Consider the following 14924-nt stretch of genomic DNA (forward strand, 5'->3'; position numbering starts at 1 on the left):
ACACCCGACCTTGGTCGCGTTGCATGGCGACCAAGACAAGGCATGAATTCTCGCGACATCTGTCCTCGAACACACTCTGCTCACGCCTCGGCCACGATGCAGCAAACTGCTCTCTGTGGCGGCTTCATGCTAGGATATCGGGTTCTGACGCCCCATTATTCCTCAAGATCCGTTGGCTGCGTCAGCCGTCCTATCCTTCAATTGCTACCCTGGAAGTCCTCATGCTTGAACGTCTGCGCATTGTCCTGATCGGCACCAGCCATCCCGGCAACATCGGGGGAGCAGCTCGTGCCATGCTCAATATGGGCCTGGCCGACCTCGCACTGGTCGCACCACGCTGTCAGGTGCAATGTCAGGAGTCAGCCTCGCGCGCTTCAGGTGCCGATACTCTTGTCGCCAGCGCTCAGGTGCATGAAAGCCTGGAAGACGCCGTGGCAGATTGCAGTCTGGTCGTTGGCTGCAGCGCTCGCTCACGTAACTTGCCGTGGCCGATGATCACACCACGTGCCTTTGGCGCGACGCTCGCTGATGAGATTCGCCTGCCGGATGCCCGCGTCGCGATCGTATTCGGTCGTGAAGACTCAGGACTTTCCAACGAAGAGTTGCAGCGCTGTCATCGCCACGTCCATATTCCAACCAACCCTGATTTCAGCTCGCTGAATCTGGCAGCAGCGGTACAGGTGCTGGCATATGAGTGCCGCCAGGCATGGCTGGCCGAACAAGAGGCAGCCGGTGAAACACCACGAGCTGAAGATGACCAGCCCTTCGGCATCGATTGGGACAGCCCTCTGGCTAGCCACGCCGACCTTGAACGCCTGTTCGAACATCTGGAAAAGACGCTGATCAGCATTGACTTTCTAGACCCGGAACAGCCGCGCCAACTGATGGCCCGCCTGAGACGCCTTTACCTGCGCGCCCGCCCCGACAGCATGGAAATCAATATCCTGCGCGGTATTCTGTCAGCGGTAGACAAGCAGGCTCGTCAGGCACAGGCCGCCGCGGATTCCCGCGCTCATTGAGGACACGCCATGTTTATCCGACTGCGTGAAGACATTAATAGCGTCTTTGCCCGTGACCCGGCGGCGCGCAATTCTTTTGAAGTACTGACTAACTATCCGGGCTTGCACGCGCTGCTGGCTCACCGCATCAATCACTGGCTATGGCGTCATAATGCCAAATGGCTGGCGCGCACTGGTTCGACCCTGATGCGCTGGCTGACTGGTATCGAAATCCACCCTGGTGCCACCATCGGACGCCGCTTCTTCATCGATCACGGCATGGGCGTCGTGATCGGTGAGACTGCACTGATCGGCGATGATGTGACGCTCTATCACGGCGTCACGCTAGGCGGCACCACCTGGAATGCTGGCAAGCGTCACCCGACGCTAGGCGATGGCGTCATCGTCGGTGCGGCGCCAAGATTCTCGGCCCATTCACGGTCGGCGCCGGTGCCAAGGTCGGCTCCAACGCAGTGGTCACTCGTGAAGTACCTGCTGGGGCTACCGTGGTTGGCATTCCCGGCAAGATCGTCAAGCGCGCCGAACCGGATGTCGATGATACGCCCGCGATCGACCCCGAAAGTCGTGAAGCCATGAAAGAGAAGTTCGGCTTCGACGCCTACGGGATGGGACAGGACATGCCTGATCCGGTTGCGCGCTCCATGCACGCCATGCTTGATCACATGCACGCTGTGGACAAGCGCATCGAACAGATGTGCGGCACCCTGCGCAAACTGGATGCCAGCTACCGTGCCGGCCATCTGCCAGAACTCGATGATGCTGACTTCGCGCAGTTGATCGATGAGCTGGGGCCATGTGGCGAAGACGCGACAGCGGCCAAGGCAAGTACTGTCACTGAAGTAGTCACGCCGGGGCCTGATACTGCGGATGAGCAATCCAGCCCTCAGCGCCAGCATGGATAAAGTTGACTATTTCAGTCGGGATTGACCGCGAATCGTCAGCTCACCATAATGGATGGCCTGACTTGCGCTCATCCGGTCGCTGCTTCGTCACGATAAGCCAGTCACTACGAGGTGACGGTGAAGCATGAGCTTCACCGCCACGCTTGATGATATCTGCCCCACCAGCTCACGGGTTTTGCCATGCGCCTGACCACCAAGGGACGTTACGCCGTCACCGCGATGCTCGATCTGGCGCTGCATGCCAAGTGCGGGCCGACCTGTCTAGCCGATATCTCCGGGCGCCAAGGCATCTCGTTATCGTATCTGGAGCAGTTGTTCGCTCGCCTGCGACGCGCCGGTCTCGTCAAGAGTGTGCGCGGCCCCGGTGGCGGCTACCTGCTCGATACCGAGCTTGAGGCCACCTCTGTGGCGCGCATCATTGATGCCGTCAATGAGTCAGTGGATGCCACACGCTGCCAGGGACTGTCAGACTGTCAGTCGGGCGATACGTGCCTGACGCATCACCTATGGTGCGACCTGTCTGACGAGATACACGGCTTTCTTGATGGCATCAGTCTAGCGGACCTGGTCGCGCGCGAAGAGATACGCCACATCGCCAGCCGGCAGCGCGAGGCCTGCGAACCTATTCCCATCACCTTGATGGAAGGCGGCTAATCGGCGGCGATCAACATCGCCGCTGTACGTGCCGCGCCCTGCACTTGCAACATCCAGCGCCTCTTACTTCAGCTAGTCGTGTTTTCAGGAAGTCACCATGTCCCAGCCGATCTATCTCGATTATGCCGCCACCACGCCTGTCGACCCACGGGTCGCCGAGCTGATGATGCGCCACCTGACGCTGGACGGCACCTTCGCCAATCCAGCCTCGCGTAGCCATATGCCTGGCTGGCTGGCCGAACAGGCTGTCGAGGGTGCGCGCCGTCAGGTAGCTGAGTTGATTGGCGCCGACCCACGAGAGATCGTCTGGACCAGCGGTGCTACCGAAGCCAACAACCTGGCATTGAGCGGCTACATGCGCGCCAATGCCGAGCGTGGCCATCACCTGATTACATCGACCATCGAGCACAAGGCGATTCTAGACACCGCCAGCGCGCTGGAAGCAGAAGGCTTCAACGTCACGCGCATTGCCCCTCAGTCGGATGGTCGTATCAGCCCCGAGAGCCTGCGTGAGGCGCTGCGTGACGATACCGTGCTGGTATCACTGATGGCGGTCAACAATGAGCTAGGCAGTATCAATGACCTCGAAACACTCGGCACCATCGCACGTGAGCACGGCGCCGCCTTCCATGTCGATGCTGCTCAGGCACCCGGCAAGGTGAAGATTGACGTCAGCCAGCAGCCAATTGATCTGCTGTCGCTATCGGCTCACAAGGCCTATGGCCCAAAGGGGATCGGTGCGCTTTATGTACGCCGCCAACCGCAGGTCAAGATCGATGCACTGATTCATGGTGGCGGACATGAGCGCGGCATGCGCTCCGGCACCCTGCCAACGCATCAGATTGTTGGGATGGGAGAGGCCTATCGCCTATCCAGCGAGCAGTTTGATATCGATCAGCAGCATCTGATTGCCCTGCGTGCACAATTTTTGGCGGGTCTCCGCGAGATTGAAGGCGTGCACTTCAATACTGATATCGAAGTCAGCGTGCCCCACATCCTCAACCTCGCCTTTGATGGCGTCGAGGGTGAAGCACTCTTGATGGCACTGCGTGGCATCGCGATTTCTACCGGCTCGGCCTGCAACTCCGCCAGCGTCGAACCTTCATTTGTACTCACCGGCATTGGGGTATCCCGTCCGTTGGCGCTAGCATCGCTACGCTTTAGTTTTGGACGATTCACTACCATTGCCGACATTGATTCCGCGCTCTCTGAACTCAGGCATGCCCTGAGCGCACTGCGCGCCTGACCCGGGAGAATGCTCATGGCACATCTGTCAATTTCCTCCGCTGCCGCCGATCAGATCCGCGTTGTACTGGCTGAGCGCGGGCATGGCCTTGGCCTGCGCGTCTCGGTCAAGCCCAGCGGCTGCTCCGGTTACAGCTACGTGCTCGACTTCGCTGACGAAGCCAGTGAGGGCGATGCCGTTTTCGTCGACCACGGTGCCACGGTCTACGTGGACAACGAAGCCCTCACCGTTCTCGATGGCTCTGAAGTGGATTACGTCAAGGACGGCCTGAATCGCTTTTTCCGCTTCAACAACCCCAACGTCAAGGACGAGTGTGGTTGTGGTGAGAGCTTCAGCGTGTAGATCTAGCCTCAGCGTGTAGATCTAGCTTCAGCGTGTAGCGTCCACTGCGGCGTCCAGATGACCAGCACTGTTGAAGCGTTTGCCATCTTCGCGTCATCAGCGACAGGCAGGATGGATGCAGCCGGTGACGCGAGCAGCTATAATGCCGCCCACTTTTGTCGCGCCTTATGCTGACAGAACCCCTATTTCGCCGTTCGGTCTTTTCCGAGCGGCTCTTCAAAGCTTGTCTCAGGAGAATTACCCATGGCTACACAGCGTACTCTGTCCATCATCAAGCCGGATGCCGTTGCCAAGAACGTGATCGGCGAAATCTACACCCGTTTCGAGAAAGCCGGCCTGCAAGTCATCGCATCCAAGATGGTTCACCTGTCCAAAGAACAGGCTGAAGGCTTCTATGCTGAGCACAGCGAACGCGGCTTCTTCGGCGAGCTGGTCGGCTTCATGACCTCTGGTCCGGTCATGATCCAGGCGCTCGAAGGCGAAGAAGCCATCGCCAAGAACCGTGACCTGATGGGCGCTACCAACCCGAAAGAAGCCGCTGCCGGCACCATCCGTGCTGACTTCGCGACGTCCATCGATGCCAACGCCGTTCACGGCTCCGACGCTCCGGCAGCTGCCGAGCGCGAAATTGCTTACTTCTTCGGCGAAAACGAAATCTGCCCGCGCGGTTGATTTCTCTTGTGCGCCTGAATGATCACATGTCGTTCAGTCGTGCATGACGCGACGGCCCTGCCTGTGCGGCGGGGCCGTTGTGGTATCGGACGTGCTGAAACGTCTTGCCTTGTGCTCGACGTTTGAGCAGGTCCGATACGCTTTGACAGGCGCTGCAGGCTTTCACCAGTGCCATGTGGCAATCGAAATGACTGCCACTATCTACTGACGGCAAACGCCACACGAGGTCTGCGACACGTCGCCACCTCCTCCTGACAGCGCCGCCCCGCATGCGCTCATTCTCTCTACCCGCGCCTGCCCACCCCTGACTCGACCGGCCCAACATCATGACTGATACCACTGCGATGACCCCTGACACTACTGCTCCCACGACCGTCAAGCTCACCAATCTGCTTGGCCTGCCGCTTCCGGCGATGGAAGCCTTCTTCGATAGCATCGGCGAGAAGAAATTCCGCGCCACCCAGGTGCTGAAATGGATTCATCAGGAAGGCGTCGATAGCTTCGACGAGATGACAAACCTGGCCAAGCCGCTGCGCGAGCGTCTCAAGGAAGTTGCCGAGATTCGTGCACCGGGCATCATCTATGAAGGTGAATCCAAGGACGGCACACGCAAATGGGTGCTGGAAGTCAGCGATGGTAGCTACGTCGAGACGGTGCTGATCCCCTCCGAGAATGGCAATCGCCGCACCCTGTGCGTGTCTTCTCAGGTGGGTTGCTCGCTGGATTGCAGTTTCTGCTCTACCGGCAAGCAGGGCTTCGAGCGCGACCTGACCGCCGCCGAAATCATCGGCCAGGTGTGGGTTGCCACGCGCGGCGCAGTAGACCGCAAGGACACGCGCAAGCGTCCGGTCACCAACGTGGTGATGATGGGTATGGGCGAGCCGTTGATGAATTACGACAACGTCGTACCAGCGATGAAGCTGATGCTGGATGATAACGCCTATGGCCTGTCCAAGCGTCGCGTCACTCTGTCCACGTCTGGCGTAGTGCCGAAACTTGACCAGCTTGGCGATGAGATGGATGTCAGCCTGGCCATCTCCCTGCATGCGGCCAATGACGAGCTGCGTAACGTGCTGGTGCCGATCAACCGCAAGTGGAATATCCGCGCCCTGCTCGACGCTTGCCATCGTTACCTGGCCAAGTGTGATGATGCGCGCATCATCACCATCGAATATACGATGATGAAAGACGTCAACGATCAGATTCATCACGCCGAAGAACTGGCGGCATTGCTCAAGGAGCTGCCGTGCAAGATCAATCTGATTCCGTTCAACCCGTTCCCGCACTCCGGTTACGAGAAGCCGTCACGCAATCAGGTCATGCGCTTCCAACAGCGCCTGTACGAACTGGGCTATACCGCACCGGTTCGCGCAACGCGCGGTGATGATATCGATGCGGCGTGTGGCCAGCTAGTTGGTCAGGTCAAGGACCGTACCCGTCGCGCCGAGCGTTACATCAACGCCATCCAGCTCGACGCCGAATAAGCGCAAGCTCGATAGCCTGCATGACCAGCAAGCCTCTATATCTAGTGCCATTGATATATGCCGTGAGCAAACGTGCGCCGTCCCTCCCGCCTTGACTTGTCAGGGGTGCGGCGCTTTGATGGGGGCGCTTTTGTTGCCTGCAGCGATCCTCGCCAGCAGGCATACCACGAGCCTTTATTTACGCGAGGATTGCATGTCGAGTCGTCTGCCACGTCATCGCTTTACTGCTCACCGAGCTACTGGCCACGCCAGAGCCCTGCTGCTGTGCCTCGGCATTGCCAGCCTGTCCCTGTCAGGCTGCGCCACGCGCGTTGAGACCAATGACCCCTACGCTGCTCCCGATTCCGGCCGGGCTTCTGCCGCCTACGTGGAACTCGGCGAAGCCTATTTGGGCCGCAATCAGTTGCAGCGCGCCGACAATGCCTTCCAGAAAGCGCTCAAGCTTGAGAAGACCAACGCCCAGGCCAAGGCCGGTCTGGCGATGATCTACCAGCAACAGGGCGAAAATGCGCTGGCAGATGATTACTTCAAGCAAGCCATTGACAGTGATCCGTCATTCACGCGTGCCCGCAACAACTATGCCGCCTTTCTCTACGCGCGCGGCGAGTATATTGAAGCCTGCCAACAATTGCAGACTGCCACTCAGGACCTGACCTACGATAATCGTGGCCAGCTTTATACCAATCTGGGACGTTGTCAGCTGCAGCTAGGCAAGATGGATGAGGCACGCTCAAGTTTCGATCGTGCTGTCAGAATCAATCCGCGCGAATCTGAAGCCTGGCTTGCACAAGCCCGCATGGCGCATGAAGAAAATGACAATGAGACGGCCCAAAAGGGGCTAAGTCGCTATTTCCGCCTGTCAGGTACCGATAGAGAAAGTCTGGAGCTGGCAGTGGAAGTGGCTGAAGCGCGTGGCGATAGTCGTCTGGCGGATCTTTACGGACGCCAGCTGGAGCAGGTCAGAACCCGCGAATCAGGTAGCACTATTATCCGTACGCCGTAGCACTCGCTCAGGTTCTCTGGTCGTCATGGACAGCCACCGTCGCTGGAAGCAGTATTAAGAAGACCGAAATGCCGGTGAAAATCTCATCGCGAGCTTGGTATAGTGCCGACGGACGGCAGCCATTCAGACAGGCTACCGAGGGATACGGCTTTTACTGCTCCGTCGAGCTGCGTCGTATCTGTATTGGAAATTCGTAACAGAAACATGTCCAGAAGCACCGGAAGAACGCCCGGATGTGCGTTCGGTAGACAGTTTTTCCCTACAAGGATGCGCCATGAGCGAACATCAACCCGCCCTTGATCAGCCCGCCAGCGATTCACTGCCTGGCAAGAGTCTCAAGGCCGAGCGCGAACATCAGGGGTTGTCACGTGATGAAGTGGCGACACAGCTCAATCTGCGCCCAAGCCTGGTCGATGACCTTGAACGTGATCACTACGATCAGATACCGATTACCGCCTATCGACGCGGCTATCTGCGTGCTTATGCGCGCTTGTTGTGCATGGACGAGAAAGCCATCGTCAGCCAATACAATACGCACTTCGGTACCACTGAAGTCGAGCGCCATGTTCCACCGATGAATCCGTCAGTTCGCCCACCGGGCAAGATGGGGAAGTACCTGTTCCGCCTCGTCAGTCTACTGGTCATCGCGGGGCTGGTCGGGCTGAGCTATGTCTGGTGGCAAAGTGGTGACTACGGCCGTACCACGCCAGCAGAACAAAACGACAGCGCTAGTGCAGATGACATCGGTGATAGCAGTGACCCCGTCGTCAATGCAGATGGCTCCATCGAGCTTTCTCTCGCACAATCTGCATCGAATGAAGTGACTTCTACAGCGCTGGATGCTGATGTTTCTCAGGCTCCTGCAACTTCCGAGGCTGGCCAGGGAACGACTCTGCAAGGGACGACTGATCCGGTAGATAATCAGGGCGAAGTATCCGTCGGTGAAGCTGCTGCAAGCGAAAGTGATGCCGCGTTGACAGAGGCAGCAGCAGTACCGGCTGCCGACCCGCGCAAGCTTGAACTGACCTTCAACACCATTTCCTGGACCGATATTCGTGATGCTGATGGCAAGAAACTACTGATAGGCAACAATCCCGCCGGTAGCAGCAAGACGCTTGAGGGCAAGCCGCCGTTCAAGCTCACCATCGGCAAGTCTGCAGGTGTCGTTCTCGAATACATGAACAAGCCGGTTGATCTGAAAAGCGTCACACGCGGCACCGTCGCCAAACTCACTCTCGGTGAATGATCCGGACTCCCATGCATAGTCACTCCCCTATCAAACGCCGCGTCTCGCGCAAGATTCATGTCGGCAATGTTGCCGTCGGCGGCGATGCACCGATTTCCGTGCAAAGCATGACCAACACCAACACCAACGATGTTGCCGCGACCGTCGCGCAGATCAAGCGCCTTGAAGATGCCGGTGCCGATATCGTGCGTGTCAGCGTGCCGGACATGGACGCTGCCGAAGCCTTTGGCCGCATCAAGAAGCTGAGCAACATCCCGCTGGTCGCGGACATTCACTTCGACTACAAGATTGCGCTACGCGTCGCCGAACTGGGTGTTGACTGCCTGCGTATCAATCCCGGCAACATTGGCCGTGAAGATCGTGTGCGCGCAGTGGTCAGCGCGGCGCGTGACAACGGCATCCCGATCCGTATCGGTGTCAATGCAGGCTCGCTGGAAAAGGACCTGCAGAAGAAATACGGCGAACCTACGCCGGCCGCACTGGTCGAATCAGCCATGCGCCACATCGACCACCTTGATCGTCTCGACTTCCAGGAATACAAGGTCAGCGTCAAGGCCAGCGACATCTTCATGGCCGTCGCGGCCTATCGTGAGCTGGCAGGACGCATCGAGCAGCCGTTACACCTGGGTATCACCGAAGCCGGTGGTTTGCGCTCGGGCACCGTAAAATCTTCCATCGGCCTTGGCATGTTGCTGATGGACGGCATTGGCGACACTATTCGTGTCTCGCTAGCTGCAGACCCGGTCGAGGAGATCAAGGTCGGCTACGATATGCTCAAGAGCCTCAAGCTACGGGCCAAGGGTATCAACTTCATCGCCTGCCCCAGCTGCTCACGTCAGAACTTTGACGTTATCAAGACCATGAATGAGCTGGAAACACGCCTTGAAGACGTGATGACACCGCTGAATGTCTCGGTGATCGGCTGTGTCGTCAATGGCCCGGGCGAAGCCAAGGAAACCGATGTCGGCCTGACCGGCGGTAGTCCCGCCAACCTGGTCTACCTGGATGGCAAACCGGCCACCAAACTGACCAACGAGACACTGGTTGAAGATCTTGAGCGCTTGATTCGCGCCAAGGTCGCCGAAAAAGAGGCCCGCGAGGCCGACACTATCATCCGCCAGGGCTGAGCACGCCTCAGCCGGCTTGCGCATCATCATGATGCGCTTTCGTCTCCCCGCCTTCTCCCATGCCTGCATGGGGACGTTGCGGGGAGATGTGCAAGGATTCAGGAGAGAACGTTGAGCACCAAGATCCAGGCCATTCGTGGCATGAACGACCTGCTGCCGGACCAGTCACCGGTATGGCAATACTTCGAACACCAGGTGCAGGCCCTGATGGCGCAGTACGGCTATCGCGAGATCCGCACGCCCATCGTCGAGCAGACGGCGCTGTTCAAGCGCTCCATCGGCGAAGTCACCGATATCGTCGAGAAGGAGATGTATACCTTCGACGACCGCAATGGTGACAGCCTGACCCTGCGTCCTGAAGGCACGGCCAGCTGCGTGCGCATGGCGATGGAAAATGGTCTGGTTCACAACCAGGTTCAACGACTGTGGTATGCAGGCCCCATGTTCCGCCATGAGCGTCCGCAAAAGGGGCGCTACCGTCAATTCCATCAGGTCGGTGTCGAACCTACGGCATGGAAGGCCCGGACATTGATGCCGAGATGATCCTGATCTCTGCACGTTTGTGGCGCCAACTGGGCCTGCTTGAGCATGTGACGCTCGAGCTCAACTCACTGGGTAGCCTCGAAGCACGTGCCGCCTATCGTGAGCTACTGGTCGAGTACTTCGAGCAACACCTTGAAGTACTGGATGAAGACTCGAAGCGCCGTCTGCACACCAATCCACTGCGCATCCTGGACACCAAGAATCCCGAGATGGCTGCCGTCGTCGATGCTGCGCCACGTCTTGGAGATCATCTCGACGAAGCGTCTCGCGTTCACTTTGAAGGCCTCAAGGCACGTCTTGACGCTGCGGGTATCCAGTATGTAATCAACCCGCGCCTGGTACGTGGCCTCGATTACTACTCGCGCAGCGTGTTTGAGTGGACCACCACTGCCCTCGGTAGCCAAGGCACTGTCTGTGCTGGTGGGCGTTATGACAGCTTGTTCGAGCAGCTGGGCGGCAAACCTGTATCAGCAGTCGGCTTTGCCATGGGTATCGAGCGTCTGATTCTGCTGCTCGAGACTCTTGAGCTGGTGCCGCAGGAAGTTCATGAAACCGTCGATGTCTACCTGATGTCGATGGGCGAGCAGGCGGAAGCCGAATCCATGCGTCTGGCCGAAGATCTGCGCAGCGCGCTACCGAATCTACGCCTGGTGTTGCATTGTGGTGGCGGTAGCTTCAAGAGCCAGATGAAGAAGGCCGACAAGAGTGGTGCTCGCGTGGCGCTTATTCTCGGTGAGAATGAAGTCATCGAAGGCACTGTCGGCATCAAGTTCTTGCGTGAAGAGCGCGATCAGGAAACGCTGAACCAGCGCGTCCTGGGTGAGCATCTCGGCAGCGTTTTCAGCGCCTGAGACCACCATTGAATATCAGGTGGGGACGCCAGAAGTTCCCGCCTCCCGAATGCATGTGCCGGCGTGCCGGCCTGGTCAAGGAGACCGCCCGTGGCGGAAGAGCTCAGAAGCGAAGAAGAACAGCTTGACGCTATCAAGCGCTGGTGGGGCGAGAACGGCAAATCACTGATTGCCGGTGTCGTGCTGGCCGGTGCTGGCGTCTTTGCTTTCAAGGCTTGGCAGAACTATGACGCCAGCCAGTCGGAAGCGGCCTCCCTGCGCTATCAGCAGCTGGTGAGTCTTGTCAGCCAGCCCACGCTTGATGACGCTGGCACTCAACAGGCGCGCAAGCTGATTGGCGAGCTTGAAAGCAATCATGGTGATAGCCTCTACACCCAGATGGCGCACCTGCTGGATGCCAGCATGTCGGTGAAAGCCGAGGATCTCGATATGGCCGCCAAAGCACTGCAAAGCGTGCGAGATAGCAGCGACGATAGCTATCTGCAAGGACTGGCTAGCCTGCGTCTGGCGCGCATTGAAGTCGGGCGTGGCGACAACGACAAGGCGCTGAGCCTGCTCAAGAACCCGCCCGCTCCACTGGCTGCCCAAGCCGCAGCAGTCCGCGGCGATGCACTGGTCGCTCAGGACAAGCGTGATGAAGCGATCATGGCCTATCAGGAAGCCAGTAGTCTCTCTCAGCAAAGCGGTCAGCCAATCTACGGGCTTGATCTGAAACTCGCCGATCTGGCAGCGGAGTCTTCCTCATGAGCCTGAGTTCCAATTTCCGCCTAAGCCAGCTAAGCCTAAAACAGCTGCGCATGGGTCGTCTGGCACTGCCGGCATCGCTCTTGGCTGTCAGCCTGCTGGCAGGTTGTGCCAATAGTGCACAGCCGGAATATACTCCCAAGGACCTGGTCGACTTCGATAGCAAGGTCACTCTGGATTCCGCGTGGAGCGAGTCGGTCGGCAATGGCCTTGGCCGTGCCCATTACCCACTGGCGCCGATCGTCGCCAATGACCGTCTGTTCGTGGCAGCGGAAGACGGTGAGCTTGAAGCACTGGATGCCAAGAATGGTGATGATGTCTGGCAGGTCACACTGCCCTCCGGCATTACCAGCGCCCTGAATGCCGATACGTCACGCCTTTACGTCGGCACTCGTGATGGCAAGGTCAGCGCCATCAATCAGGAAGACGGCAGCGTTGAGTGGAATACGCGCGTCTCCAGTGAAGTACTGGCTGCACCGCAGTACAACGACGAGCTGGTCGTCGTGCAGAGCGTCGATGGCACCATCACGGCGCTCGACCGCTTCACTGGGGAAGAGCAGTGGGCTTACACCGCCACGATTCCAGCACTGACCCTACGTGGTACTGGTGCACCCCGCGTCATCAAGCCGGTCACCTTCGCGGGCTTCGCCAACGGCAAGCTGGTCACACTGGATAATCGTTCAGGCCAGGAACTTTGGGACCTGCGCGTGGCGGTACCTGCCGGGCGCACCGAAGTCGATCAACTGGTGGACCTTGATGGCCAGCCAGTACTGACTCAGGACGGTCGTCTGTTCGTCACCAGCTATAACGGTCGACTGATTGCACTCGATGCCCGTAATGGCGAGCCGCTGTGGGACAAGAAGTCCTCCAGCTATCTGACGCCCATCGTGGTGGGTGACTACCTGTTCAGCATCGACAATGCCAGTCATGTACTGGCGATGGATGCCAATACCGGTAACGTGCTGTGGAAGTCGGAAGACCTGGAAGGCCGTTGGCTGACCTCTCCGGCCTTCGTCGATGGCAAGTTGGTCGTAGGTGACTTCGACGGCTATGTGCATCTGCTTGATGCCCAGAGCGGCGAGATTGTCGGCCGTTATGATGTCGGCGGTGACGGCATCAGCATCACCCCGCTCACCGATGGCAAGCGTATCTACATCTACACCAATGACGGTGAGCTGACGGCACTGGATCTCGAGACTCCCTGAGTCATCCAGCGCCATGTGCATGAACGCTGATACGACAACGGCAGCCCAAGGGCTGTCGTTGTCGTATCAATGCTGGCATACGCCATTGGTAGCGCCCCTCAGGCAATGCTAGAATACTGCCCCCGCTGATCGAGTGCGATTGTCAGCCGAATGCTTTACGAGGCAACCGGCATGATATGGCTATCGATTCAGCCACAAGATTTTTCCGCAGGCAGTGGTAACTGCCCGCCTGCGGACCATACTGGATGAACGCGTCTACGGCTGCAGGCCAACGGCGGCGTCCAGTGCCCCATGTCCGATATCATCGCTATCGCCCTGCCTGTACAAGGTGCTTTCCGGCCATCATGGTTCGAAGCAGACCGTCCGGGGCCGGCATCGATGCTATCCCTGCGAATGCTGTGAGATTTCATGAACCCCGTGATCGCCCTGGTTGGCCGACCGAATGTCGGCAAGTCGACGCTATTCAATCGCCTGACCAAAACCCGTGATGCCCTGGTGGCCGATTTCCCCGGCCTGACCCGTGACCGCAAGTACGGTACCGGCAAGGTCGGCGGCAAGCCTTACACTGTCATCGATACCGGTGGTATCAGTGGTGATGAAGAAGGCCTCGATCTGATGATGGCTGGCCAGTCACTGGCTGCCATCGATGAAGCCGACATCGTGCTGTTCATGGTGGATGCACGCTCTGGTCTCAACATGGCCGATGAAGCCATTGCCAACCATCTACGGGTCAACCAGAAGAAAACCTGGTTGGTCGTGAACAAGACAGATGGCATGGACGAAGAAATCGGCAAGGCTGATTTCTGGGGTCTCGGCCTTGGCGACCCGCGCGCCATCGCTGCCGAACATGGCCGTAACGTCACCGTACTTCTGGAGGAGGTGCTCGCACCGTATCCGGAAGTCGAGGAAGGTGAAGACGAAGATCAGCACCCGGAGCTTGATGACCGTGGCGTACGCATCGGTATCATCGGCCGCCCGAATGTCGGCAAGTCGACGCTAGTCAACCGTCTGCTGGGTGAAGAGCGCGTTGTCGTCTTTGACCAGGCAGGCACGACGACGGATGCTGTCGAAATTCCCTTCGAGCGTCGTGGCAAGCCGTATCTACTGGTCGATACCGCGGGTATTCGTCGTCGCAAGAACGTGAGCGAGATGGTGGAAAAGTTCTCCATCATCAAGACACTGGAAGCGATCAAGAAATGTAACGTCGCCGTGATGGTGCTCGATGGCAGCCAGGGTCTGGTCGAACAAGACCTTCACCTGCTGGACTTCGTGCTGACCAGCGGTCGTGCACTGGTACTGGTCGTCAACAAATGGGATGGCCTGGAGAGCGAAGCCAAGGAGAAGATGCGTTCCGAGATCAAGCGTCGTCTGGGCTTCACCGACTATGCTGACCTGCACTTCATCTCGGCGCTTCACGGCACCGCGGTAGGCGATATTTATCCGTCCATTGATCGCGCCTTTGATAGTGCGATCGCACGCTGGTCGACCAAGCGTTTGACCACTCTGCTACAGGATGCCACCCAGGCGCACCAGCCGCCGATGATCAATGGCCGTCGCATCAAGCTGCGGATGGCTCACCAAGGCGGCGCCAACCCACCGCTGATCATCGTGCACGGCAACCAGACCAACTCGCTGCCGGAAGCCTACAAGCGCTACCTGATCAACACCTTCCGCAAGGTGCTCAAGGTCAAGGGAACGCCGATGCGCTTCGAATTCCGCTCGGGCGACAATCCGTTCGATGGTGCCAGAGGCACCGATGATCGCGAGCGCGCCAAGGAACGTTCACTGGCCCGTACCAAGGAAGCGCGCAAGGAACGCAAGCAGCGCCGCTAATGATGCGGCAATTGCCAAACGCTTCTTGAGGGCGTGATTAGACGCACAAAAAA

The 14924-nt window shown here is 58.5% G+C and carries 12 protein-coding genes and 2 pseudogenes; all 14 read left to right on the forward strand.

What is annotated here, in order from left to right; genetic code table 11:
- The first annotated feature begins 221 nt into the window (after window positions 1–221).
- Window positions 222–1019, forward strand: coding sequence for an RNA methyltransferase (locus tag BF12_RS0111300; RefSeq protein WP_024952375.1), 798 nt, complete (start codon window positions 222–224; stop codon window positions 1017–1019).
- A gap of 9 nt (window positions 1020–1028) precedes the next feature.
- Window positions 1029–1921: pseudogene (cysE, locus tag BF12_RS19765) on the forward strand (serine O-acetyltransferase).
- 180 nt (window positions 1922–2101) lie between these two features.
- Window positions 2102–2575, forward strand: coding sequence for a Fe-S cluster assembly transcriptional regulator IscR (gene iscR / locus BF12_RS0111310; protein ID WP_024952376.1), 474 nt, complete (start codon window positions 2102–2104; stop codon window positions 2573–2575).
- A 97-nt stretch (window positions 2576–2672) separates the two neighbouring features.
- The gene (locus tag BF12_RS0111315; protein WP_024952377.1) at window positions 2673–3821 is read left to right on the forward strand and encodes an aminotransferase class V-fold PLP-dependent enzyme; all 1149 of its coding nucleotides are present in this window, start codon (window positions 2673–2675) and stop codon (window positions 3819–3821) included.
- A 15-nt stretch (window positions 3822–3836) separates the two neighbouring features.
- Window positions 3837–4163 (forward strand): HesB/IscA family protein, encoded by a 327-nt coding sequence (locus BF12_RS0111320; RefSeq protein ID WP_024952378.1) that lies wholly within the window; start codon window positions 3837–3839, stop codon window positions 4161–4163.
- 243 nt (window positions 4164–4406) lie between these two features.
- Entirely contained in the window at window positions 4407–4835 is a 429-nt protein-coding gene (gene ndk / locus BF12_RS0111325) for a nucleoside-diphosphate kinase (protein ID WP_024952379.1), read from the forward strand.
- Window positions 4836–5161: 326 nt separating this feature from the next.
- Entirely contained in the window at window positions 5162–6319 is a 1158-nt protein-coding gene (gene rlmN / locus BF12_RS0111330) for a dual-specificity RNA methyltransferase RlmN (protein WP_024952380.1), read from the forward strand.
- A gap of 193 nt (window positions 6320–6512) precedes the next feature.
- On the forward strand, window positions 6513–7322 hold the full coding sequence (gene pilW, locus BF12_RS0111335; RefSeq protein WP_024952381.1) for a type IV pilus biogenesis/stability protein PilW: 810 nt from the start codon (window positions 6513–6515) through the stop codon (window positions 7320–7322).
- Between the two features lie 274 nt (window positions 7323–7596).
- A complete protein-coding gene (locus tag BF12_RS0111340) occupies window positions 7597–8568 on the forward strand; it encodes a RodZ domain-containing protein (RefSeq protein ID WP_024952382.1) in 972 nt (323 codons plus the stop codon).
- 11 nt (window positions 8569–8579) lie between these two features.
- A complete protein-coding gene (ispG, locus tag BF12_RS0111345; protein WP_024952383.1) occupies window positions 8580–9695 on the forward strand; it encodes a flavodoxin-dependent (E)-4-hydroxy-3-methylbut-2-enyl-diphosphate synthase in 1116 nt (371 codons plus the stop codon).
- Between the two features lie 141 nt (window positions 9696–9836).
- Window positions 9837–11089: pseudogene (gene hisS / locus BF12_RS19770) on the forward strand (histidine--tRNA ligase).
- A gap of 90 nt (window positions 11090–11179) precedes the next feature.
- Window positions 11180–11836 carry a YfgM family protein gene (locus BF12_RS0111355; protein ID WP_024952384.1) on the forward strand — a complete coding sequence of 219 codons (657 nt, stop codon included), beginning with the start codon at window positions 11180–11182 and terminating at the stop codon, window positions 11834–11836.
- A complete protein-coding gene (gene bamB / locus BF12_RS0111360) occupies window positions 11833–13038 on the forward strand; it encodes an outer membrane protein assembly factor BamB (RefSeq protein WP_024952385.1) in 1206 nt (401 codons plus the stop codon). Before BF12_RS0111355 ends, bamB begins: the two co-directional genes overlap by 4 nt.
- Before the next feature lie 408 nt (window positions 13039–13446).
- Window positions 13447–14871, forward strand: coding sequence for a ribosome biogenesis GTPase Der (gene der, locus BF12_RS0111365; protein WP_024952386.1), 1425 nt, complete (start codon window positions 13447–13449; stop codon window positions 14869–14871).
- Window positions 14872–14924: the final 53 nt, after the last annotated feature.

Origin of the sequence: Cobetia crustatorum, assembly GCF_000591415.1 — a bacterium.
Lineage (GTDB): Bacteria > Pseudomonadota > Gammaproteobacteria > Pseudomonadales > Halomonadaceae > Cobetia > Cobetia crustatorum.